The sequence below is a fragment of the Pseudomonas sp. 18058 genome (genome assembly GCF_902706155.1).
GTDB classification, from domain to species: Bacteria; Pseudomonadota; Gammaproteobacteria; order Pseudomonadales; family Pseudomonadaceae; genus Aquipseudomonas; species Aquipseudomonas rustica.
On sequence record NZ_CACSJY010000002.1, the window covers coordinates 23339 to 44258 of the forward strand.

General features: G+C 60.4%; 20 protein-coding genes. 18 read left to right on the top strand and 2 right to left on the bottom strand.

Annotation, left to right across the window (positions count from 1 at the left end; genetic code table 11):
- The first annotated feature begins 47 nt into the window (after positions 1-47).
- The 12 genes from GVL50_RS01295 to GVL50_RS01350 all read left to right on the top strand — a co-directional run bounded on the left by GVL50_RS01295 (position 48) and on the right by GVL50_RS01350 (position 11570).
- Positions 48-2282, top strand: coding sequence for a DNA internalization-related competence protein ComEC/Rec2 (locus GVL50_RS01295; protein WP_159811484.1), 2235 nt, complete (start codon positions 48-50; stop codon positions 2280-2282).
- A 101-nt stretch (positions 2283-2383) separates the two neighbouring features.
- Positions 2384-3019 (top strand): MotA/TolQ/ExbB proton channel family protein, encoded by a 636-nt coding sequence (locus tag GVL50_RS01300; RefSeq protein WP_007908216.1) that lies wholly within the window; start codon positions 2384-2386, stop codon positions 3017-3019.
- Positions 3016-3444: a biopolymer transporter ExbD gene (locus tag GVL50_RS01305; RefSeq protein WP_053122649.1), complete on the top strand. Its 429-nt coding sequence runs from the start codon at positions 3016-3018 to the stop codon at positions 3442-3444. Before GVL50_RS01300 ends, GVL50_RS01305 begins: the two co-directional genes overlap by 4 nt.
- Entirely contained in the window at positions 3444-4454 is a 1011-nt protein-coding gene (gene lpxK / locus GVL50_RS01310) for a tetraacyldisaccharide 4'-kinase (protein WP_159811485.1), read from the top strand. The genes GVL50_RS01305 and lpxK overlap by 1 nt, the downstream gene beginning before the upstream one ends.
- A gap of 21 nt (positions 4455-4475) precedes the next feature.
- On the top strand, positions 4476-4661 hold the full coding sequence (locus tag GVL50_RS01315; protein WP_003174668.1) for a Trm112 family protein: 186 nt from the start codon (positions 4476-4478) through the stop codon (positions 4659-4661).
- Positions 4658-5422 carry a 3-deoxy-manno-octulosonate cytidylyltransferase gene (gene kdsB, locus GVL50_RS01320; RefSeq protein ID WP_159811486.1) on the top strand — a complete coding sequence of 255 codons (765 nt, stop codon included), beginning with the start codon at positions 4658-4660 and terminating at the stop codon, positions 5420-5422. The genes GVL50_RS01315 and kdsB overlap by 4 nt, the downstream gene beginning before the upstream one ends.
- Complete coding sequence (locus tag GVL50_RS01325) at positions 5422-5886, top strand: low molecular weight protein-tyrosine-phosphatase (RefSeq protein ID WP_053122639.1); 465 nt, start codon at positions 5422-5424, stop codon at positions 5884-5886. Before kdsB ends, GVL50_RS01325 begins: the two co-directional genes overlap by 1 nt.
- Positions 5883-6902: a UDP-N-acetylmuramate dehydrogenase gene (gene murB, locus GVL50_RS01330; protein ID WP_159811487.1), complete on the top strand. Its 1020-nt coding sequence runs from the start codon at positions 5883-5885 to the stop codon at positions 6900-6902. Before GVL50_RS01325 ends, murB begins: the two co-directional genes overlap by 4 nt.
- Positions 6903-7214: 312 nt before the next feature.
- On the top strand, positions 7215-7685 hold the full coding sequence (locus tag GVL50_RS01335; protein WP_053122632.1) for a (2Fe-2S)-binding protein: 471 nt from the start codon (positions 7215-7217) through the stop codon (positions 7683-7685).
- Entirely contained in the window at positions 7682-10003 is a 2322-nt protein-coding gene (locus GVL50_RS01340; RefSeq protein WP_159811488.1) for a xanthine dehydrogenase family protein molybdopterin-binding subunit, read from the top strand. The genes GVL50_RS01335 and GVL50_RS01340 overlap by 4 nt, the downstream gene beginning before the upstream one ends.
- Positions 10003-10983: an XdhC family protein gene (locus GVL50_RS01345; RefSeq protein ID WP_159811489.1), complete on the top strand. Its 981-nt coding sequence runs from the start codon at positions 10003-10005 to the stop codon at positions 10981-10983. The genes GVL50_RS01340 and GVL50_RS01345 overlap by 1 nt, the downstream gene beginning before the upstream one ends.
- On the top strand, positions 10980-11570 hold the full coding sequence (locus tag GVL50_RS01350; RefSeq protein ID WP_159811490.1) for a nucleotidyltransferase family protein: 591 nt from the start codon (positions 10980-10982) through the stop codon (positions 11568-11570). Before GVL50_RS01345 ends, GVL50_RS01350 begins: the two co-directional genes overlap by 4 nt.
- Before the next feature lie 159 nt (positions 11571-11729).
- Here GVL50_RS01350 and rne read toward each other — a convergent pair whose 3' ends face one another.
- On the bottom strand, positions 11730-14969 hold the full coding sequence (gene rne, locus GVL50_RS01355; protein WP_159811491.1) for a ribonuclease E: 3240 nt from the start codon (positions 14967-14969) through the stop codon (positions 11730-11732).
- A 697-nt stretch (positions 14970-15666) separates the two neighbouring features.
- Between rne and rluC the strand changes: the two genes are divergently transcribed.
- Genes rluC through sppA form a run of 3 tightly spaced genes read left to right on the top strand, consistent with a single transcriptional unit; the run spans position 15667 to position 18289 of the window.
- Complete coding sequence (gene rluC, locus GVL50_RS01360) at positions 15667-16626, top strand: 23S rRNA pseudouridine(955/2504/2580) synthase RluC (RefSeq protein ID WP_045123283.1); 960 nt, start codon at positions 15667-15669, stop codon at positions 16624-16626.
- Positions 16613-17275, top strand: coding sequence for an HAD-IA family hydrolase (locus GVL50_RS01365; RefSeq protein ID WP_159811492.1), 663 nt, complete (start codon positions 16613-16615; stop codon positions 17273-17275). The genes rluC and GVL50_RS01365 overlap by 14 nt, the downstream gene beginning before the upstream one ends.
- Positions 17276-17299: 24 nt before the next feature.
- Positions 17300-18289, top strand: coding sequence for a signal peptide peptidase SppA (gene sppA / locus GVL50_RS01370; protein ID WP_053122616.1), 990 nt, complete (start codon positions 17300-17302; stop codon positions 18287-18289).
- A 119-nt stretch (positions 18290-18408) separates the two neighbouring features.
- Here the strand turns inward: sppA and GVL50_RS01375 are convergent, their stop codons facing one another.
- Entirely contained in the window at positions 18409-18987 is a 579-nt protein-coding gene (locus GVL50_RS01375; protein WP_159811493.1) for a nucleoside triphosphate pyrophosphatase, read from the bottom strand.
- A 105-nt stretch (positions 18988-19092) separates the two neighbouring features.
- Here GVL50_RS01375 and GVL50_RS01380 point away from each other — a divergent pair, with 105 nt between their 5' ends.
- The 3 genes from GVL50_RS01380 to plsX are packed head-to-tail and all read left to right on the top strand — an operon-like array spanning position 19093 to position 20831.
- On the top strand, positions 19093-19620 hold the full coding sequence (locus tag GVL50_RS01380) for a YceD family protein (RefSeq protein WP_008086273.1): 528 nt from the start codon (positions 19093-19095) through the stop codon (positions 19618-19620).
- Positions 19621-19633: 13 nt separating this feature from the next.
- On the top strand, positions 19634-19816 hold the full coding sequence (gene rpmF, locus GVL50_RS01385; protein WP_003179396.1) for a 50S ribosomal protein L32: 183 nt from the start codon (positions 19634-19636) through the stop codon (positions 19814-19816).
- Between the two features lie 4 nt (positions 19817-19820).
- Complete coding sequence (plsX, locus tag GVL50_RS01390) at positions 19821-20831, top strand: phosphate acyltransferase PlsX (RefSeq protein ID WP_159811494.1); 1011 nt, start codon at positions 19821-19823, stop codon at positions 20829-20831.
- Positions 20832-20920: the final 89 nt, after the last annotated feature.

Genomic DNA, 20920 nt, shown 5'->3' on the forward strand with positions numbered 1-20920 from the left:
GCGCAACACCCGCTATGCCTAAGAACGGGACTCTCAAGGACGGGCTTATGCGCACAGGGATGATGGCGCTGGCAGTCGGTCTGCTGGCCCCGATGTTTTTACCGGCATTACCGCCGGTCGGGTTGATGCTGGTGTTACCGGTGGTGGGTTTGATGCTGCTGCCGTTTCGCACCTATCCATTGGCGTTTTTATTGTTTGGCTTTACCTGGGCTTGTGTCAGCGCGCAATGGGCGCTGAATGATCGATTGCCCGCGCATCTCGACGGTGAAACCCGTTGGCTCGAAGGGCGGGTGGTTGGCTTGCCGCAAAATGCGGACGGCGTGGTGCGCTTCGAACTGGCCGATGCGCACTCGCGTCACGAAAAACTGCCGTCGCTGCTGCGTCTGGCCTGGTACGCCGGGCCGCCGGTCAACAGCGGCGAGCGTTGGCGATTGGCGGTCAAACTCAAGCGTCCAGTTGGTTTGCTCAATCCGGATGCGTTCGATCACGAGGCGTGGCTGCTCGCGCAACGTGTCGGCGCGACCGGCACAATCAAGGATGGCCAGCGCCTGAGTGAAGCACGCTGGGCCTGGCGCGACAGCATTCGTCAGCGCTTGCTGGCAGTGGACGCGCAAGGTCGCGCCGGAGCATTGGCGGCGCTGGTGCTGGGCGACGGTTCGGGGCTCAGCCGTGAGGATTGGCAGATTTTGCAGGACACCGGCACCGTGCATTTGCTGGTGATTTCCGGGCAGCACATCGGTTTGCTGGCGGCGGTTATGTACCTGCTGGTCGCCGGGCTCGCGCGTTTTGGACTGTGGCCATTGCGCTGGCCATGGTTGCCGTGGGCCTGCGGATTGGCGTTCGCGGCGGCGCTGGGGTACGCCTTGCTCGCTGGTTTCGACGTGCCGGTGCAGCGCGCCTGCGTGATGGTCGGATTGGTGTTGTTGTGGCGCCTGCGCTTTCGTCATCTGGGTGCATGGTGGCCGCTGCTGCTGGCGTTCAACGGCGTTCTGTTGCTGGAACCGCTCGCCAGTTTGCGTCCGGGTTTGTGGTTGTCGTTCGCGGCGGTGGCGGTGTTGATTTTCACCTTTGGTGGCCGCTTGGGTGCGTGGCGCTGGTGGCAAACGTGGACGCGGGCGCAATGGTTGATTGCCATCGGTTTATGCCCGGTGCTGCTGGCGCTGAACCTGCCGATCAGTCTCAGCGGGCCGCTGGCGAATTTGCTCGCGGTGCCGTGGATCAGTCTGGTGGTGTTGCCGCCGGCGCTGCTCGGCACTGTGTTGTTGCCGGTGCCGTATGTCGGCGAAGGACTGCTGTGGCTGGCCGGAGGTTTGATCGATTGGCTGTTTCGCGCACTGGCACTGATTGCTGGGCAATGGCCTGCGTGGACTGCGCCGTCGATACCGTTCTGGGTGTGGATTCTCGGCAGTCTCGGCGCCGTGCTGTTGCTATTGCCACGCGGGGTGCCGCTGCGGCCGCTCGGCTGGCCGTTGTTGCTGATTCTGGTGGTGCCGCCGCGTGAGCGACTGGACGAAGGACTGGCCGATGTCTGGCAGCTCGATGTCGGCCAAGGCCTGGCGATCCTGATCCGAACCCGGCATCACACGCTGCTCTACGACGCCGGCCCGCGCTTCGGCGATTTCGATCTCGGCGAACGCGTGGTGCTGCCGGCCCTGCGCAAACTCAGCGTGGACAATCTTGATGTGATGCTGCTCAGTCACGCCGACGCCGATCATGCCGGCGGTGCGCTGGCGATTGCGCGGGGCATGACGGTCGCGCGGGTACTCAGCGGCGATCCGCCGGGCCTGCCTGCCGAATTGAGCGCTGAGGCTTGCGAAAGTGGCGAGCAATGGCAGTGGGACGGTGTGCGTTTTCAACTGTGGATGTGGTCGGACGCCCGCGACAGTAACCAGCGCTCCTGTGTATTGCAGATCGAAGCCAATGGCGAGCGCCTGCTGCTGACCGGCGATATCGATGTCCATGCCGAGCGCGTTCTGCTCGGCAGTCCTTTGGCGGTGCCAACGCAGTGGCTGCAATCTCCGCACCATGGCAGTCGTAGCTCATCATCCATGGCCCTGCTCAACGCGCTGAAGCCCGAAGCCGTGCTGATCTCCCGAGGCCACGGCAACGCCTTCGGCCATCCTCACCCGACCGTGCTGGCGCGCTATCGCAAGCAAGGCCTGCGCATCTACGACAGCGCCGAGCAGGGCGCCATTCATCTGCAACTGGGCCGCTTCAAAGCGCCGTGGACGATGCGTCAACAGCGGCGTTTCTGGCGCGATCCGCCTGCGCTCGCCCGTTGATCGGTGCCAGCATGGATGGCACATCACGGTCGTCGGAGCGGCGGGTCTTAATCGCGGATCGGTATGGTAAAGTGGCGCACTTTTTCGAGGGGACTGTCACTGTGTGGGAATTGGTCAAATCCGGCGGCTGGATGATGTTGCCGATCATTCTGAGTTCCATCGCGGCCATGGCGATTGTCGCCGAGCGCCTGTGGACCCTGCGCGCCAGTCGCGTCACCCCCGAGCATTTGTTGGGCCAGGTCTGGGTCTGGATCAAGGACAAACAGCTCAATAAAGAAAAACTCAAGGAATTGCGCGCCAACTCGCCGCTGGGGGAAATCCTCGCCGCCGGTCTGGCCAACTCCAAGCATGGTCGCGAGATCATGAAAGAGTGCATCGAAGAGGCCGCTGCTCGCGTCATCCACGAGCTCGAACGCTACGTCAACGCGCTGGGCACCATCGCTGCGATGTCGCCGTTGCTGGGCCTGTTGGGTACGGTGCTGGGCATGATCGACATTTTCAGTGCCTTCACCGGTTCCGGCATGACCACCAACGCCTCGGTATTGGCCGGTGGTATCTCGAAAGCGCTGATCACCACGGCGGCGGGCCTGATGGTCGGTATTCCGGCGGTGTTCTTCCATCGGTTCCTGCAACGCCGCATCGACGAGTTGGTGGTCGGCATGGAGCAGGAAGCAATCAAACTGGTTGAAGTGGTGCAGGGCGACCGTGACGTCGATCTGGCCGAGGGCCGCGCGTGAAATTCCGTCGCAAACCACGGGAAACGATCGACATCAACCTCGCGTCGCTGATCGACGTGGTGTTTATCCTGCTGCTGTTTTTCGTCGTGACCACCACGTTTACCCGCGAAACCCAGTTGCGCGTTGATCTGCCGGAAGCCGTCAGCGGCTCGCCCGCCGAAGATCAGCAGCTCAAGCAGATCGACGTGGCCATCAGCGCTGAGGGCGTGTTTTCGGTGAACAACAAGATTCTGCCGAAGAACGATCTGGCGACATTGATGGACGCGATGCAGAAAGAATCCAACGGTGACACCAATATGCCGTTGTCGATCAGTGCTGACGGCAAGACTCAGCATCAATCCGTGATCACCGCCATGGACGCGGCCGGCAAGCTCGGTTTCAGCCATCTGCGCATGACCACGGTCGAGGCGGCGCCCAAATCCTGATGAGCCTGTCCGATCGCTTGCTCGCCGCGTGGTATCAGGGGCACCCGGCCCTGACGCTGCTGCGGCCGCTGGAAATGTTGTATCGCCGCGTGGTGGTCAACAAGCGTCAGCGTTTTCTCGATGGCCAGGGCGAAATTTATCAGCCGCCGGTGCCATTGATCGTGGTCGGCAACATCACCGTGGGCGGCACCGGCAAAACGCCGATGATCCTCTGGTTGATCGAACACTGCCGGCGCAGCGGTTTGCGGGTTGGTGTGGTTAGCCGTGGTTACGGGGCGAAGCCGCCGCAATTGCCATGGCGCGTCGAGGCCGACCAGACCGCTGACATCGCTGGCGACGAGCCACTGCTGATCGTCCAGCGCACCGGCGTGCCATTGATGATCGACCCCGATCGCAGCGCCGCCGTCAAAGCCTTGCTCGCCAGCGAACCGCTGGATCTGATTCTCTCCGACGATGGCATGCAGCATTACCGTCTGGCGCGAGACCTGGAGCTGGTGTTGATTGATGCCGCTCGCGGTCTCGGCAATAAACGCTGCCTGCCGGCGGGGCCGTTGCGTGAGCCGATCGAACGTCTGCAAAGCGTCGACGGCGTATTGTTCAACGGTGCCACCGAAGATCGCGACGACGGTTTCGCTTTCCATCTGCAACCGACCGCGCTGGTTAATCTGCGTAGCGGCGAGCGCAAGTCGCTCGAGCATTTTGCGCCGGGTCAGAGCGTCCACGCAGTCGCCGGGATCGGCAATCCGCAACGTTTCTTCAATACCCTCGAAGCGCTAGACTGGCGCGCAGTCCCGCATGCATTTGCCGACCACGCTGAATACAGCGTGCAGGCCTTGAATTTCACACCGTCATTGCCGTTGGTGATGACCGAAAAGGACGCGGTGAAGTGCCGTGCCTTCGCTGCTGCCGACTGGTGGTATCTGGCGGTCGATGCCGTGCCGTCGCCGGCCTTCGTGGCCTGGTTCGACACACAGCTGATGCGCCTGCTGCCCGATCGGCTTTTGCCTTAACTCATTTATCAGGGAAAGTTCATGGACACCAAATTGCTCGACATCCTCGCGTGCCCGATCTGCAAAGGCCCGCTCAAGCTCAGCGCCGACAAGACCGAACTGATCAGCAAGGGTGCCGGCCTGGCGTACCCGATCCGCGACGGCATTCCGGTGATGCTCGAAAGCGAAGCCCGCACTCTGACTACCGACGAGCGTCTGGATAAATGACCACCGCCTTCACCGTTGTCATCCCGTCGCGTTTCGCCTCGACCCGCCTGCCCGGCAAACCGTTGCTGGACATTGCCGGCAAGCCGATGATCCAGCACGTCTGGGAACAGGCGAGCAAAAGCAGCGCGAGCCGCGTGGTCGTTGCGACTGACGATCCGCGCATCGTCGAGGCCTGCAAAGGCTTTGGCGCCGAAGTGGTGCTGACCCGTGAAGATCACAATTCCGGCACTGATCGTCTGGCTGAAGTCGCTGCGAAACTGGGCCTTGAGCCCGATGCGATCGTGGTCAATGTGCAGGGCGACGAGCCGCTGATTCCGCCGAGCGTGATCGATCAGGTCGCTGCCAACCTGGCCGCACACACCGAAGCGCGCATGGCCACCCTGGCCGAGCCGATCGAAGACGTGGACACCCTGTTCAACCCGAACGTGGTCAAGGTCGTCAGCGACATCAACGGTCTGGCGCTGACCTTCAGCCGCGCGACTTTGCCGTGGGCACGCGATGCCTTCGCCAAAAGCCGCGAGCAACTGCCGGAAGGTGTGCCGTACCGTCGCCATATCGGCATTTATGCCTACCGCGCCGGGTTCCTTCAGGACTTCGTGAGCTGGGGCCCGTGCTGGCTGGAAAACACTGAATCCCTCGAGCAACTGCGTGCGCTGTGGCACGGCGTGCGTATTCATGTTGCTGACGCGTTGATCGCGCCGCCGACTGGTGTCGATACCGTCGAAGACCTCGAGCGCGTTCGTCGCCTGCTGGGGGCCTGATGCGCGTTCTGTTTGTGTGCCTGGGCAACATTTGCCGTTCGCCCACGGCTGAAGGCGTGTTGCGCCACAAGTTGCGCGCCGCAGGGCTGGCGGATCAGGTTGAAGTGGCCTCCGCCGGCACCGGTGACTGGCACGTCGGCAATCCGCCGGACAAACGCAGCCAGGCCGCTGCCAAAGTGCGCGGTTATGACTTGTCGGCGCAACGCGCGCAGCAAGTCAGCCGCGCCGATTTCGCCAGTTACGACCTGATTCTGGCGATGGACAACAGCAACCTGCGCAACCTCAAGGCCCTGCAACCGTCCACCGGCCGCGCCGAACTGGATCTGTTCCTGCGCCGTTATGCCGGGCTCGTCGATGAGGTGCCGGATCCGTATTACGACGGCGATCAAGGGTTCGAGCAGGTGCTGGATCTGATTGAAGCGGCTTGTGACCAATTGCTGATCGAAGTGAAGGGCCGGTTATGAGTTTGCAGGTGCAATCGCAGGTTTCCCTGAAACCGTTCAACAGTTTTGGCGTGGACGTTCGCGCGCAATTGTTTGCCGAAGCCCATAACGATGGCGATGTTCGTGAAGCGCTGGCCTATGCCGTCGCTCATGATGTGCCGCTGCTGGTGATCGGCGGTGGCAGCAATTTGCTGCTCACGGCAGATATTCCGGCGCTCGTGCTGCGCATGGCTACACGCGGGATTCGTGTGATCAGCGACGACGGCAACCGTGTGGTGATCGAGGCGGAAGCGGGCGAACCGTGGCATCCGTTCGTGCAGCACACGCTGGCGCTAGGATTTTCCGGACTGGAAAACCTCAGCCTGATTCCTGGCACCGTTGGCGCTGCGCCGATGCAGAACATTGGCGCTTACGGCGTCGAGATTAAAGATGTGTTCGCCGGGCTCACCGCGCTGGATCGTCAGACCGGCGAGCTGCGCGATTTCACCCTGGAAGAGTGCAACTTCGCCTACCGCGACAGCCTGTTCAAACAGCAGCCGGGGCGTTGGTTGATTCTGCGGGTGCGTTTCAATCTGGATCGCGTCGCCCATCTGCATCTGGAATACGGCCCTGTGCGTCAACGCCTGACCGAGCAGGGCATCGAACAACCGACGCCGACCGACGTCAGTCGCGCGATTTGCAGCATCCGCAGCGAAAAACTGCCGGATCCGGCGGTGCTCGGCAATGCCGGCAGTTTCTTCAAGAACCCGCTGGTGTCGGCGGCCATCGTCGCGCAGATCAAAGCGCAGCATCCAGATGTGGTGGCTTATGCGCAGCCGGACGGGCAGATGAAGCTCGCTGCTGGCTGGCTGATCGAACGCGCCGGTTGGAAAGGTTTCCGTGAAGCCGATGCCGGCGTGCATAAATTGCAGGCGCTGGTGCTGGTCAATTACGGCGCGGCGACCGGCCTGCAATTGCTCGATCTGGCGCAACGTATCCAGAAAGACATTGCCGAACGTTTCAATGTCGACCTGGAAATGGAGCCCAATCGGTATTGAAGCAGCGGCGAGCTTCAAGCCTCTAGCGGCAAGCTACAATCTTGAGCGTGAGCCAGCTTCTGTTTTTACTTGCAGCTTGTAGCTAAAAGCTCGCCACTGAAAAGCCCTGTCTCAGCAGGGCTTTTTCGTTAATGTTGGGTTAACTTAGCGAGCTAACGATAACCGTCATTTGCTCCACCAAAGGCCCGGTGCAGACGTTCGCGTCGACACAAGAGAGCCTCATTAGCCTGAGTCGATCTGCGTGAACCACCGCCGATGCAACGGCGGCAGATTGCTCGACCCCATAACCACCAAAAATATGCGGGCGTGCCCATGATTACCCTGAAACTCAATGGCCAGGATCATTCTCTCGACGTCACGGAGGACATGCCGCTGCTTTGGGCGATCCGCGACGTTGCCGGTTACAACGGCACCAAGTTCGGCTGCGGCATGGGCCTGTGTGGCGCGTGCACCATTCATATCGATGGTTTGCCGGCGCGCAGTTGCATCACGCCGATCGGCTCGGTGATCGGGCAGAACGTCACCACCATCGACAACCTGCATGCAGACCCGGTCGGGCAAGTCGTCCAGCAAGCCTGGCTCGATACGGCGGTCGCGCAGTGCGGTTTCTGTCAGGGCGGGCAAATCATGTCGGCCACCGCGTTGCTCAAAACCAATCCAAACCCGAGCGACGAGCAGATCGAAGAAGCCATGGTCGGCAACATCTGCCGCTGCGGCACTTATAACCGCATCAAAACCGCGATCCGCCAAGCCTCCACGCATTTGAAGGAGGCGAAAGCATGAGTCGCCTTCCGAATGATTTCGCCCTGAGCAATCTCAGTCGCCGCGGTTTCCTCAAAGGCGTCGGCGCGACGGGCGCGTTGGTGCTGGCCGCGAGTTGGGGTTGGCAGGATGCGCTGGCCGACGAGAAAGAAAAGAAATTCGGCGCTGACGGCATGCCCAACGGCTGGATCGATGACCCGAAAGTCTACGTGAGCATTGCCGCTGACGGCACGGTCACCGTGGTCTGCAACCGTTCGGAGATGGGGCAGGGCGTGCGCACCAGTCTGACCATGGTGGTTGCAGATGAACTGGACGCCGATTGGGCCAGGGTCAAAGTGCAGCAGGCGCCAGGCGATGAAGTGCGCTTCGGTAATCAGGACACCGACGGTTCGCGCAGCATGCGTCACTGGTACGAACCGATGCGGCGTTGCGGTGCTGCAGCGCGGACGATGCTTGAACAAGCGGCGGCCACGCAGTGGAAAGTGCCGGTCGGCGAATGCCACGCGCAGTTGCACAAAGTCATTCACAAGCCGTCTGGCCGTGAGCTGGGCTATGGCGAACTGGCCGCCGCCGCGAGTGCGTTGGCGGTGCCAGCGCGTGACAGCCTGCGACTCAAGCAACCGTCGGAATTTCGCTACATCGGCAAGGAAGGCACCAAAGCCATCGACGGTGTTGATATCGTCAACGGCCGCGCGGTGTACGGTGCCGACGTGCATTTCGACGGCATGGTTTACGCGACCATCGCCCGTCCGGCGGTGTATGGCGGCAAGGTCAAATCGCTGGATGACAGCGCTGCACTGAAAGTCCCCGGAGTGCTTAAAGTGCTCCAGATTGAAGGCCGTCCACTGCCTTCGGAATTTCAGCCATTGGGTGGCGTGGCGGTGGTGGCCAGCAATACTTGGGCTGCAATCAAGGGCCGCGAGGCGCTCAAAATCGAATGGGATGACGGCCCCAACGCCAGTTACGACTCGATCGCCTATCGCAAGGAGCTGGAAGCCGCCTCGCTGAAACCCGGCAAAGTGGTGCGCAACACCGGCGATATCGACAAGGCTTTGAGCGGCGCTGCCAGCACCCTCGAAGCGTCTTACTATTTGCCGCATCTGGCGCAGGCGCCGATGGAACCAATGGTCGCCATCGCTCGTTACAAGGACGGTGTCTGTGAAGCCTGGGCACCGAGTCAGGCGCCGCAAGTCACCCGCGAGCGCATTGCCGAGCGTCTCGGTCTGCCGTTCGACAACGTCACCTTTAATGTCACGCTGCTTGGCGGCGGTTTCGGGCGCAAGTCGAAACCGGACTTCGTCGTTGAAGCGGCGATCCTCGCCAAGGAGTTTCCCGGCAAAGCCGTGCGGGTGCAGTGGACGCGTGAAGATGACATCCACAACTCGTACTTCCACACCGTGTCCGCCGAATATTTGAAAGCAGGCATCGGCAAGGACGGCATGCCGTCCGGCTGGTTGCATCGCACCGTGGCACCGAGCATCACCGCGCTGTTCGCGCCGGGCATGAACCACGAAGCGGCGTTCGAGCTGGGCATGGGTTTCACCAACATGGCCTACGCCATTCCCAACGTACGTCTGGAAAACCCCGAAGCGACCGTGCACACGCGGGTCGGCTGGTATCGCTCGGTGTCGAACATTCCTCATGGTTTCGCCATCCAGAGTTTCGTCGATGAGCTGGCGCACAAGGCCGGTGAGGATCCGCTCAAGTACCAGATCAAACTGCTCGGCCCGGATCGGCAGATTGACCCGCGCACCTTGAGCGAAGAGTGGAATTACGGCGAATCTCCAGAGCGTTATCCGATCGATACCGGGCGCATGCGCACCGTGCTGGAAACCGCTGCCAAAGCCGCCGGTTGGGGGCGTAAATTACCCAAGGGCCGTGGCTTGGGGCTGGCGGTGCATTACAGCTTCGTCACCTATGTGGCGGCGGTGATCGAAGTCGAGGTTAAAGACGATGGCACGCTGATCGTGCACAAAGCTGACATCGCCGTGGATTGCGGGCCGCAGATCAACCCTGAGCGGATTCGCTCGCAGTTCGAAGGCGCCTGCGTGATGGGCCTCGGTAACGCGGTGCTGGGTGAAATCAGCTTCAAGGACGGCAAGGTTCAGCAGGACAACTTCCATATGTACGAAGTGGCGCGCATGTCGCTGGCGCCGAAGGAGGTCGCAGTGCATCTGGTGACGCCGCCGGGCGATGTACCGTTGGGCGGTGTCGGTGAGCCGGGCGTGCCGCCGATTGCGCCGGCACTGTGCAATGCGATTTTTGCTGCCACGGGCAAGCGCATTCGTAACTTGCCCGTGCGTTATCAACTGCAGGATTGGCAGAAGGCGGACGCCTGATGGACAGTGTCGACCTCAACGTTCTGCGCAGCGTGCTCGAATGGCGCCGCGCCGGGCAGCGGGTGGTGTTGTTCAGCGTGGTGCAAACCTGGGGCACCGCGCCCCGGGCACCCGGTGCGATGCTCGCCCTGCGCGAGGATGGTGTGGTGATCGGTTCGGTGTCGGGCGGCTGCGTCGAGGATGACTTGATCGCCCGCCTGCACGATGGACGGATTGCCAGCGACGGGCCGCCGGTGCAACTGATCACCTACGGCGTGACCCGCGAAGAGGCGGCGCGGTTTGGCTTGCCTTGCGGCGGTACGCTGCGCCTGACCGAAGAGCGGGTTGGCGATCCGTATTGGGTCGCCGAGCTGCTCGCGCGTTGTGAAGCCCACGAAATCGTCGCCCGCGAACTGACTATCGAAACCGGTGAAGTGGTTTTGACAGCGGCGAGCAAAACCGATGCTCTGGAGTTCGACGGCAAGCTTCTGCGCGCGATTTACGGCCCGCGCTGGCGCTTGCTGTTGATCGGTGCCGGGCAATTGTCACGCTACGTCGCGGACATGGCGCGGCTGCTGGATTTCGAAGTGCTGATCTGCGATCCGCGCACTGAGTTCGTCTATGGCTGGGAAGAGCAACACGGTCGTTTTGTCGCGGGCATGCCGGATGAGGCGGTGTTGAACATTCAGACCGATGAGCGTACGGCGATTGTCGCGTTGACCCACGATCCGCGTCTGGATGACATGGCCTTACTGACCGCGCTGGATTCGCCGGCGTTTTATGTCGGCGCACTCGGCTCGCGGGTCAATAGTTTGAAGCGCCGGGAGAATCTGGCTCAGCTAGGCTTGTCGGTAGAGGCGATTGCTCGATTGCATGGGCCGATCGGTCTGCACATCGGCAGTCATTCGCCGGCGGAGATTGCCTTGTCTTTGCTCGCAGAGATCGTCGCGATCAAAAACGGCGTTGAGTTGAAGCAGAAGAAACCCGTGGAGGGCGCATGAGCCGAACCATTGGCGTGATTGTGTTGGCCGCAGGCGAGGGCAGTCGCTTTCGCAAAGCGGCGGGTGCGGACAAGGATAAGTTGCTCGCCGATTGCACCGGTCGCGATGGCGCGGTGCGCTCGGTGATCGAGCAGGTGCTGGTGAATCTGCCGGCGAGCCTCGACAAACGTGTACTGGTCACGACGGAAGAACGACCGCAAGCGATGCGTATGGCTCAGGCGTATGGCTGTGAAGTTGTGACGATTGGCACGACCGGCATGGGCGACAGCATTGCGGCGGGCATCGCGACGTGCCCGCAAGCGGATGGCTGGCTGATAGTGCTGGGGGATATGCCGTTTATTTTGCCCTCGAGTATTGTGCGGGTTGTTGCGGCGATGGCTGATGATGCGGTGAGCGTGCCGGTGCAGGACGGTGAGTTTGGGCATCCGGTGGGATTTGGCCGGTCGTTTGGTGCGGGGTTGCTGGCGTTGAGTGGTGATCGTGGGGCTCGGCCTTTGTTCAAGCAGGGCAGGGTGGTTGAGGTGGCGGTGGATGATCCCGGGGTTTTGTGGGATATCGATGTGCCGGAGGCTTTGGTTTTTAAATAACAGCAAGATCAAAAGATCGCAGCCTTCGGCAGCTCCTACAGGGGAACGTATTTCAAATTGTTGGAGCTGCCGAAGGCTGCGATCTCTTGATCTTTTAAATGGCATAAAAAAAGCCCCGCCAGGCTTTCACCGGGCGGGGCTTTTTTACAGCTTCAGGAATCAGACGAGGGGTTTAGGCTCGTGTTCTTTTTCCTGGGCTTCTTCGTGGTGCTCTGCTGCGTCTTGAACGGAGCGAGGCGCTTCAGCAATGACCGCTTCAACAACCGCTTGTTCAGCGACGACTTCTGCCACCGGAGCAGCAGCGGCAGCCTGTTCGGCTTCCTTCTGCAGGCGCTCTTCTTCACGCTTGCGACGACGCACTTCACGAGGATCGTTCGGTGCGCGACCGTTTGCAGCCAGAGCGCTGACCGGAGCCACTTCAGCCACCGGAGCAGGAGCTTCGACAACTACCGGCGCTTCGACGACTGGAGCTGGCTCAGCAGCAACCACTGGCTCGGCAGCTTTGGTCTCTTCAACCACTGGAGCTTCGGCAACAGGCGCTTCGTACGCTGGTGCTTCGAACACTGGCGTCTCAACAACCGGCGCTTCAACCACTGGCGCTGGTGTTTCAGCGACAACCGGCTCGGCGACCCAGTTGAACGCGGTCTGCTCTTCGCGAACTTCACGTACGGTTTCGGTCACGGTTTCAGTGACGGTTTCAGTGACGGTTTCAACCACCGGCTCAGCAACCACAAGTGGAGCCGGCTCTACCTGAGGCAGCGTTTCCTGAACCGGAGCCACTTCGACTTCCGGAGCAGCAACCACTTCTACTGGAGTGGTCGCTTCAACAACCGGCGCTTCCACTGGAGCGGTTTCCTGTACGGCAGCGGTGGCGCGTTCGGCTTGCTCAAAGGCTTGGGCTTCGGCCGGAGCGCTGATCACGGTGCTGGCAACGGCTGCGGTAACAGCCAGGCCGGCGGCCAGATCGGCAGTGCTTGGCTCTTCAGCGTTTTCGCCGGCTTCGGATTCTTCCGAACCTTCGATCACGTTGCCGTTGGCATCACGCTGACGCTCACGACGGTTGCTGCGACGACGCTGACCGCGCGAACGACGACGTGGGCGATCGCCTTCGGCGCTATCCGAACCGTCTTCCGGCAGTTGCTCTTCGTTGGTGTTCACTTCTTCTTCAGCGACGGCAGCAGCGGCCTGTTCGGCGCGCGGTTGACGCTCTTCACGCGGCGGACGCGGTGCGCGCTCTTCGCGTGGCTGACGAACCGGACGCTCTTCAGCAGCCACCTCGGTGGTCACGGCAGGGGCGGCGTCGAGTGGCTCGCGCAGTTCACGTACACGTTCTTCACGCTCGCCACGTGGCTTGCGATCTTCACGCGGAGCGCGCGGAGCACGTTCTTCACGCGGCGCACGTGGCGCGCGTTCTTCACGGGCGGCTGGCGCTGCTTCGGTACGGGCTTCCCGCGGCTCGCGAACTTCACGGGCTTCACGAGGCTGACGCTCTTCACGCGGCTCGCGTGGGGCGCGTTCCTCACGCGGTGCACGCTCTTCGCGCGGTTTGCGTTCTTCATCGCGGCGACCATTACGGTTGCGGCTCTGTTGACGACCGTTGCGACGCTCTTCGTTACGGGCTGGACGCTCGGCAGCCGGTTTTTCAACCACGGCCGGAGCAACTGGCTCTTCTTTGGTAGCGAACAGGCTGACCAGCGACTTCACCAGACCTTTGAACAGGCTTGGTTCTGGCGCGGCAGCCGGAGCCGGCGCGGCGGCAGCAGCAGGTGCGGCCACTTCGGTCGGCACCGGAGCGTTGGCGCGAGCCGGTGCAGTTTTGACCGCGGCTTCCTGGCGAACCAGAGTGCGAGTCGCGGCGGCTGGCTGAACTTCTTCAACTTCGGCGGCGGCGGCAGCGATTTCGTAGCTGGACTGGTTGGTCGCGGCTTCCGGGCTGTCGTCACGCAGGCGCTGAACTTCGAAGTGCGGCGTTTCGAGGTGATCGTTCGGCAGAATGACGATGCGAGCACGGGTGCGCAGTTCGATCTTGGTGATCGAGTTGCGTTTTTCGTTGAGCAGGAACGCGGCCACCGGGATCGGCACTTGTGCGCGAACTTCGGCAGTGCGGTCTTTCAGGGCTTCTTCTTCGATCAGGCGCAGGATCGCCAGCGACAGCGATTCAACGTCACGAATGATGCCGGTGCCGTTGCAACGCGGGCAGACGATGCCGCTGCTTTCGCCCAGCGATGGACGCAGGCGCTGACGCGACATTTCCAGCAGGCCGAAGCGCGAGATACGGCCGATCTGCACGCGAGCGCGGTCGGCTTCCAGGCATTCGCGGACTTTCTCTTCCACGGCGCGCTGGTTCTTGGCAGGGGTCATGTCGATGAAGTCGATGACGATCAGGCCGCCGATGTCGCGCAGGCGCAACTGACGGGCGATTTCTTCGGCGGCTTCAAGGTTGGTTTGCAGAGCGGTTTCTTCGATGTCGCTGCCTTTGGTGGCGCGCGCCGAGTTGATGTCGATGGACACCAGGGCTTCGGTCGGATCGATAACGATGGAGCCGCCGGAAGGCAGTTCAACGACGCGCTGGAAAGCGGTCTCGATCTGGCTTTCGATCTGGAAACGGTTGAACAGCGGCACGCTGTCTTCGTACAGCTTGATCTTGCTGGCGTACTGCGGCATCACCTGGCGGATGAAGGTCAGGGCTTCGTCCTGGGCTTCAACGCTGTCGATCAGCACTTCGCCGATGTCCTGGCGCAGGTAATCGCGGATGGCGCGGATGATCACGTTGCTTTCCTGATAGATCAGGAATGGCGCGGAGCGATCCAGCGAGGCTTCTTTAATAGCCGTCCACAGTTGCAGCAGGTAATCGAGGTCCCACTGCATTTCTTCGCTGCTGCGGCCAAGGCCGGCAGTGCGCACGATCAGACCCATGTCGGCCGGTGCAACCAGACCGTTCAGCGCTTCACGCAGTTCGTTGCGCTCTTCGCCTTCGATGCGACGGGAGATACCGCCGGCACGCGGGTTGTTCGGCATCAGCACGAGGTAACGACCGGCCAGGCTGATGAAGGTGGTCAGGGCTGCGCCCTTGTTGCCACGTTCTTCTTTTTCCACCTGAACGATAACTTCCTGGCCTTCGCTCAGGACGTCCTTGATGTTGACGCGGCCTTCGGGGGCTTTCTTGAAGTATTCGCGGGAGATTTCTTTGAGGGGCAGGAAGCCATGGCGCTCAGAGCCAAAATCGACAAAGGCAGCCTCAAGGCTTGGTTCGATGCGAGTGATACGGCCTTTATAAATGTTGGCCTTCTTCTGCTCGCGTGCACCGGATTCGATGTCCAGGTCGTAGAGGCGTTGGCCATCTACCAGTGCAACACGCAACTCTTCGGGTTGAGTTGCGTTAATCAGCATTCTTTTCATGTAGTACCGTCGGTTTCCGGGCTGCCGGAAACGGCGTTCGGCACACACGACTTCTCACGGTCGGTGTCAGGTGCGTCGGGAGTGGTTGGCCATTCCCGTGTCCAGCGATATGCGGCCAATTGGGCCGATATAGCGACGTACGCGTCCTGCTTGCTGTGGCTACTTAAGCACTCAGTCAGGAGGAGGAATCAACCGTGGCTGTGGACGAGATGAAGCGTCTTGATAAAGCCTATTGCTACACAGTCCAGCGGTTGTGCATCTCCACCCTACACGTATCCCTGATAATTCGGGTGCTGCCGCGCGCAGAATCCGCAGCGGGTTGGCATTTACCGTGAGCTCCGAAAGGGGAGGTCACGCATCATGGCTAATCAGGCGGTGTTTCCGAAGCTTTCGCTCGGGGTCATCTGCGGTTGACTGCACTTTGTGAACTGGCCGTGAATATCTGCCTGTCAGGCGAGTAAAAACTCTGCTCGACGGTGTAATTCAGGCCTCATGTCACCTGCGCTTGTTACAACTGCAAACTCCACCGTTACGTAGCAAAAGCCCCGTAGGACGGCCTCGCGTCCTGGTGAATTGCGATGGTCAGGGCCGGTTTTTGACCGTGGTGCCGCTGTCCAGGCCGCTTTTGGCGGCGTTCGCGACTATAGCAGCAATGATTAAGTGCTTCAATTCCATAAAAATTGTTATCATCCGCGGCATGACAACTACTGCCCCTTCGACTCCAGGCGTTCAATTGCTTGAAGTCTCGCCGGAGTATGCCGGCCAACGAATCGACAATTTCCTCCTCGCCCGGCTCAAAGGCGTGCCCAAGACCTTGATTTACCGCATTTTGCGCAAAGGCGAAGTGCGCGTGAACAAAGGTCGGATCAAGCCCGAATACAAGCTGCAGGCCGGTGATATCGTGCGCGTGCCGCCCGTTCGCGTGCCTGAGCGCGACGAGCCGGTGCCATTGGCCCAGGGTCTGTTGCAGCGCCTGGAAGCCTCGATTGTCTTCGAAGACAAAGCCCTGATCGTGATCAACAAGCCCGCGGGCATTGCGGTTCACGGCGGCAGTGGCTTGAATTTCGGTGTGATCGAAGCCTTTCGTCAGTTGCGCCCGGATACCAAAGAGCTGGAGCTGGTTCACCGTCTCGACCGTGACACCTCCGGCCTGCTGATGATCGCCAAAAAGCGCAGCATGTTGCGTCACTTGCATGAGCAATTGCGCGGCGATGGCGTCGACAAGCGCTACATGGCGCTGGTGCGTGGCAACTGGGCGACCTCGATCAAGAAAGTCAGCGCGCCATTGCTCAAGAGCAACCTGCGTTCCGGCGAGCGCATGGTCGAGGTCAACGAAGAAGGCAAAGAAGCTCTGACGATGTTCAAGGTGCTGCGCCGCTTCGGGGATTTCGCCACCATGGTCGAAGCCAAACCGGTTACCGGTCGCACCCACCAGATTCGCGTGCACACCTTGCATGCTGGCCATTGCATTGCTGGCGACAGCAAGTATGGCGATGAGGATTTCACCAAGGAAATCCGCGATCTGGGCGGCAAGCGTCTGTTTCTGCACGCTTACATGCTGACCGTGCCGCTGCCGGATGGCGGCAAGCTGACCTTGCAGGCGCCCGTCGATGAAATGTGGGCCAAGACCGTGGAGCGATTGAGTGCGCCCATCTGATTACAAACTGCTGATTTTTGATTGGGACGGCACGCTGGCCGATTCCATCCATCGGATCGTCGAGGCGATGCACTCGGCATCCGGGCGTTCCGGTTTCGAGTTGCGCGATGATTTCGCCGTCAAAGGCATCATCGGCCTGGGCCTGCCTGAGGCGATCCGCACCTTGTATCCCGAGATCAGTGACGCCGAAATGACCTTGTTTCGCGAGTATTACGCGGATCACTACATCGCCGCCGAAGCCGTGCCTTCGCCGTTGTTCGAAGGCGTAGTCGAGTCTATGGCGTCGTTTCGTGAGCATGGTTATCACTTGGCTGTCGCTACCGGCAAGAATCGCCGGGGTCTGGATCGAGTGCTCAAGGCCAATGGCTGGGAAGATTATTTCGATATCACCCGCGCTGCCGATGAAACTGCGAGCAAGCCGCACCCTCTGATGCTGGAGCAGATCCTTGCTCATTGCGGCGTGCGCGCCGAACAGGCGCTGATGGTTGGCGATTCGTCCTTCGATCTGCTGATGGCGCGTAACGCGGGGATGGATTCGGTGGCGGTCAGTTATGGCGCGCAATCGATCGAATCGCTGCAGCAGTTCGAGCCGCGCCTGTCGATCGACCGTTTTTCCGAATTGCATGCCTGGCTGGCGCAGCAGGCTTAATACGTTTTTGCTGGGGTGGATGGCATGACCGACGAATGGAAAGCACCGGCCAAGGCAGATGCCGACGGCGGTGACGAGAAAAGCTGGAAGCTGCTGGAGAAGACTCTCCTGGCCGGCGTGCAAGAGCAGCGCCGTTCGCGGCGTTGGGGGATTTTCTTCAAGCTGCTGACGTTTGTTTATCTGTTTATTGCGCTGATCCTGTTCACCCCGCTGATGGACATGGAAAAAAGCGCCACCCGTAGCGATAACTACACCGCGTTGATCGATGTCACCGGGGTGATTGCCGATAAAGAGCCGGCCAGCGCCGATAATATTGTCGGCAGTCTGCGCGCTGCGTTTGAGGACAAGAAGGTCAAAGGTGTCGTCCTGCGCATCAACAGCCCGGGCGGCAGTCCGGTGCAGTCAGGTTATGTGTATGACGAGATCAAGCGCCTGCGCGGCCTGCACCCGGATATCAAGGTGTACGCCGTGATTTCCGACCTGGGTGCCTCCGGTGCCTATTACATCGCCAGCGCGGCGGATCAGATTTATGCCGACAAGGCGAGTCTGGTCGGTTCGATCGGTGTGACGGCGGCCGGTTACGGTTTTGTCGGCACCATGGAGAAGCTTGGCGTTGAGCGTCGCACGTATACCTCGGGCGAACACAAGTCGTTCCTCGATCCGTTCCAGCCGCAGAAGCCGGATGAAACGGCGTTCTGGCAGACGGTGCTGGATACCACGCACAAACAGTTCATCAATAGCGTCAAGCAGGGCCGTGGTGATCGTCTGAAGGATAAAGAGCATCCGGAACTGTTCTCCGGGCTGGTCTGGTCGGGCGAGCAGGCGCTGCCGTTAGGTTTGATCGATGGGCTGGGCAATGCCAGCTCGGTTGCGCGTGACGTGATTGGCGAGAAAGAACTGGTGGATTTCACCGTTCAGGAATCGCCGTTTGATCGCTTCTCGAAAAAGCTTGGCGCCAGCGTGGCTGAGCAGTTGGCGATGTGGATGGGTTTCCACGGGCCTTCGTTGCGTTAATTCGTTGTAAAGATCAAAAGATCGCAGCCTGCGGCAGCTCCTACACGTTTCATGTCCGATCGCATTTTTGTGATGACATAAATCCTGAAGGAGCTGCCGAAGGCTGCGATCTTTTGCTTTTAAGGAATATGCACACCCTCAGCCAATAACATGTCGATCAGCCGAATCAGCGGCAGGCCAATCAGGCTGGTAGCGTCAGGCCCTTCGGTAGACTGAAACAAGCTCACCCCCAAACCTTCAGCCTTGAAGCTGCCAGCGCAGTCATAAGGCTGCTCAATGCGCAGATAGCGCTCAATGCGCGCCTGATCGAGCTGGCGCATGTGTACGGTAAACGGCACGCAGTCGACCTGGCATTCGCCGGTCTGGCTGTTGAGCAGTGCCAGGCCGGTCAGGAAGGTCACGCTGGCGCCGCTGGCGGCCATCAGTTGCTCGCGGGCCTTCTCGAAGGTGTGCGGCTTGCCGATGATCTGCTCACCGAGCACGGCAACCTGGTCAGAGCCGATGATCAAGTGCGCAGGATGACTGTCGGCCAGTGCCCGGGCTTTTTGTTCGGCGAGGCGTTTGACCAGTTCGATGGCTGGCTCGCCCGGACGATGACTTTCATCGATATCCGGCGAGGAGCAGACGAACGGCACGTGCAGTCTGGCGAGCAATTCGCGACGATATGTCGAGCTTGAAGCGAGTAATAAAGGCAGCATTCGTGTCTCCTGAGGCAGGTGCGAATTCTAGCGGAGGCGTGCAAGTGACGGACAGGGAACAATTTCCTTTGACATGGGTGGGTGCATCCCTATAATGCTGCGCCTATGTTGAATGACCCGATTCCACCTCACGTTGACCCGCGCAAATTGGCTGATCGTGGCACCACCCTTCAAGGTGAATTGCTGCTAGCCGATTTGAAGAGACTCTGCGACCCGCTTTCCGACGATGTCGGTACGGTGCAGGCGAAATTCGTTTTTGAACGAGATGAACGTAAATCTGTGGTGATCCACAGCTTTATCGACACCGAGGTCAAAATGGTTTGCCAGCGTTGTCTTGAGCTGGTCACCCTGCCGATCCACAGCGAATGCAGTTATGCTGTGGTGAAAGAGGGTGCGAATACCCAGTCGTTGCCGAAAGGTTATGACGTGCTGGAACTGGGCGAAGATCCATTGGATCTGCAGTCACTGATCGAGGAGGAGCTTCTGCTCGCCTTGCCCATTGTGCCTGCTCATCATCCGGAAGAATGCCAGCAGCCGGCGGGTCTCGATGAGCCCGAACCGAGCGAGGACGAGTCAACGCGGTCCAACCCGTTCAGTGTATTGGCGCAGTTAAAGCGTGACCCAAACGTTTAGGAGTTAATCAATTATGGCTGTTCAGCAGAACAAAAAATCCCGCTCTGCCCGTGACATGCGCCGTTCGCACGACGCTCTCGAGGCTAGCACCCTGTCTGTAGAAAAAACCACTGGTGAAGTTCACCTGCGTCACCACGTATCGCCAGAAGGCGTATACCGTGGCCGTAAAGTGATCGACAAGGGCGCTGACGAGTAATCACTTGTCCGCTCAAGTCATCGCGATTGACGCAATGGGCGGGGACTTCGGTCCCCGCAGCATTGTTCAGGCCAGCCTTGCTTGCCTTTTTGCTACGCCCTCGCTGCACCTGACCCTCGTCGGTCAACCCTCCCTTCTTGAAGAATTGATCCACGGCCAATCGGCTGCCGATCGCGCGCGCCTGACGATCGTGGGTGCCAGCGAAGTCATCACCATGGACGAAAAACCGACTCAAGCCCTGCGTGGCAAGCCGGACTCGTCGATGCGTGTCGCCCTGGAGCTGGTGCGTGATGGCAAGGCGCAAGCCTGTGTCAGTGCCGGCAATACCGGTGCGTTGATGGCGCTGTCGCGATTTGTGCTGAAGACCTTGCCGGGTATTGATCGCCCGGCGATGGTGGCGGCGATTCCGACGCAGAAGGGTTTTTGCCAGTTGCTCGATCTGGGCGCCAATGTCGATTGCAGTGCCGAGCATCTGCTGCAATTTGCGGTAATGGGTTCGGTGGCGGCGCAGACGCTGGGGATCAATCGTCCGCGTGTGGCGCTGCTGAATATCGGCACTGAAGACATCAAGGGTAACCAGCAGGTCAAACTGGCGGCGACGTTGTTGCAGGCTGCTCGTGGCATCAACTACATCGGCTTCATTGAAGGCGACGGGTTGTATCGCGGCGAGGCGGATGTGGTGGTGTGCGACGGTTTCGTCGGCAATATTCTGCTCAAATCCAGCGAAGGCCTGGCGACGATGATTGCTGCGCGCATCGAGGCGCTGTTCAAAAAGAATCTGGCGTCCCGTGCGGTGGGTGCGTTGGCGCTGCCATTGATGAAGCGTTTGCAGGCTGATCTGGCGCCGGCGCGACACAATGGCGCAAGCTTTCTCGGCTTGCAGGGCATCGTCGTGAAAAGTCACGGTTCGGCCGGTGTTCAGGGCTTCCAGAGTGCGATCCAGCGTGCGCTGATCGAGATTCAAGAGAACTTGCCCGAGCGTCTCCACGGTCGTCTGGAGGATTTGTTGTCTTAGGCGTTTTCGTCGGACAATGCTTAAATGTGACCGCCCGGTTCAAAGGGCCATCCAACTGTCAGTTTCTTGCGTCCCCAAGCGGGGCGTCA

Coding starts and splice junctions, on each gene's coding strand:
- GVL50_RS01295 (WP_159811484.1), top strand. CDS start 48: ATGCGCACAGGGATGATGGCGCTGGCAGTCGGTCTGCTGGCCCCGATG.
- lpxK (WP_159811485.1), top strand. CDS start 3,444: ATGAGCCTGTCCGATCGCTTGCTCGCCGCGTGGTATCAGGGGCACCCG.
- GVL50_RS01315 (WP_003174668.1), top strand. CDS start 4,476: ATGGACACCAAATTGCTCGACATCCTCGCGTGCCCGATCTGCAAAGGC.
- kdsB (WP_159811486.1), top strand. CDS start 4,658: ATGACCACCGCCTTCACCGTTGTCATCCCGTCGCGTTTCGCCTCGACC.
- GVL50_RS01325 (WP_053122639.1), top strand. CDS start 5,422: ATGCGCGTTCTGTTTGTGTGCCTGGGCAACATTTGCCGTTCGCCCACG.
- murB (WP_159811487.1), top strand. CDS start 5,883: ATGAGTTTGCAGGTGCAATCGCAGGTTTCCCTGAAACCGTTCAACAGT.
- GVL50_RS01335 (WP_053122632.1), top strand. CDS start 7,215: ATGATTACCCTGAAACTCAATGGCCAGGATCATTCTCTCGACGTCACG.
- GVL50_RS01340 (WP_159811488.1), top strand. CDS start 7,682: ATGAGTCGCCTTCCGAATGATTTCGCCCTGAGCAATCTCAGTCGCCGC.
- GVL50_RS01345 (WP_159811489.1), top strand. CDS start 10,003: ATGGACAGTGTCGACCTCAACGTTCTGCGCAGCGTGCTCGAATGGCGC.
- GVL50_RS01350 (WP_159811490.1), top strand. CDS start 10,980: ATGAGCCGAACCATTGGCGTGATTGTGTTGGCCGCAGGCGAGGGCAGT.
- rne (WP_159811491.1), bottom strand. CDS start 14,969: ATGAAAAGAATGCTGATTAACGCAACTCAACCCGAAGAGTTGCGTGTT.
- rluC (WP_045123283.1), top strand. CDS start 15,667: ATGACAACTACTGCCCCTTCGACTCCAGGCGTTCAATTGCTTGAAGTC.
- sppA (WP_053122616.1), top strand. CDS start 17,300: ATGACCGACGAATGGAAAGCACCGGCCAAGGCAGATGCCGACGGCGGT.
- GVL50_RS01375 (WP_159811493.1), bottom strand. CDS start 18,987: ATGCTGCCTTTATTACTCGCTTCAAGCTCGACATATCGTCGCGAATTG.
- GVL50_RS01380 (WP_008086273.1), top strand. CDS start 19,093: ATGTTGAATGACCCGATTCCACCTCACGTTGACCCGCGCAAATTGGCT.
- rpmF (WP_003179396.1), top strand. CDS start 19,634: ATGGCTGTTCAGCAGAACAAAAAATCCCGCTCTGCCCGTGACATGCGC.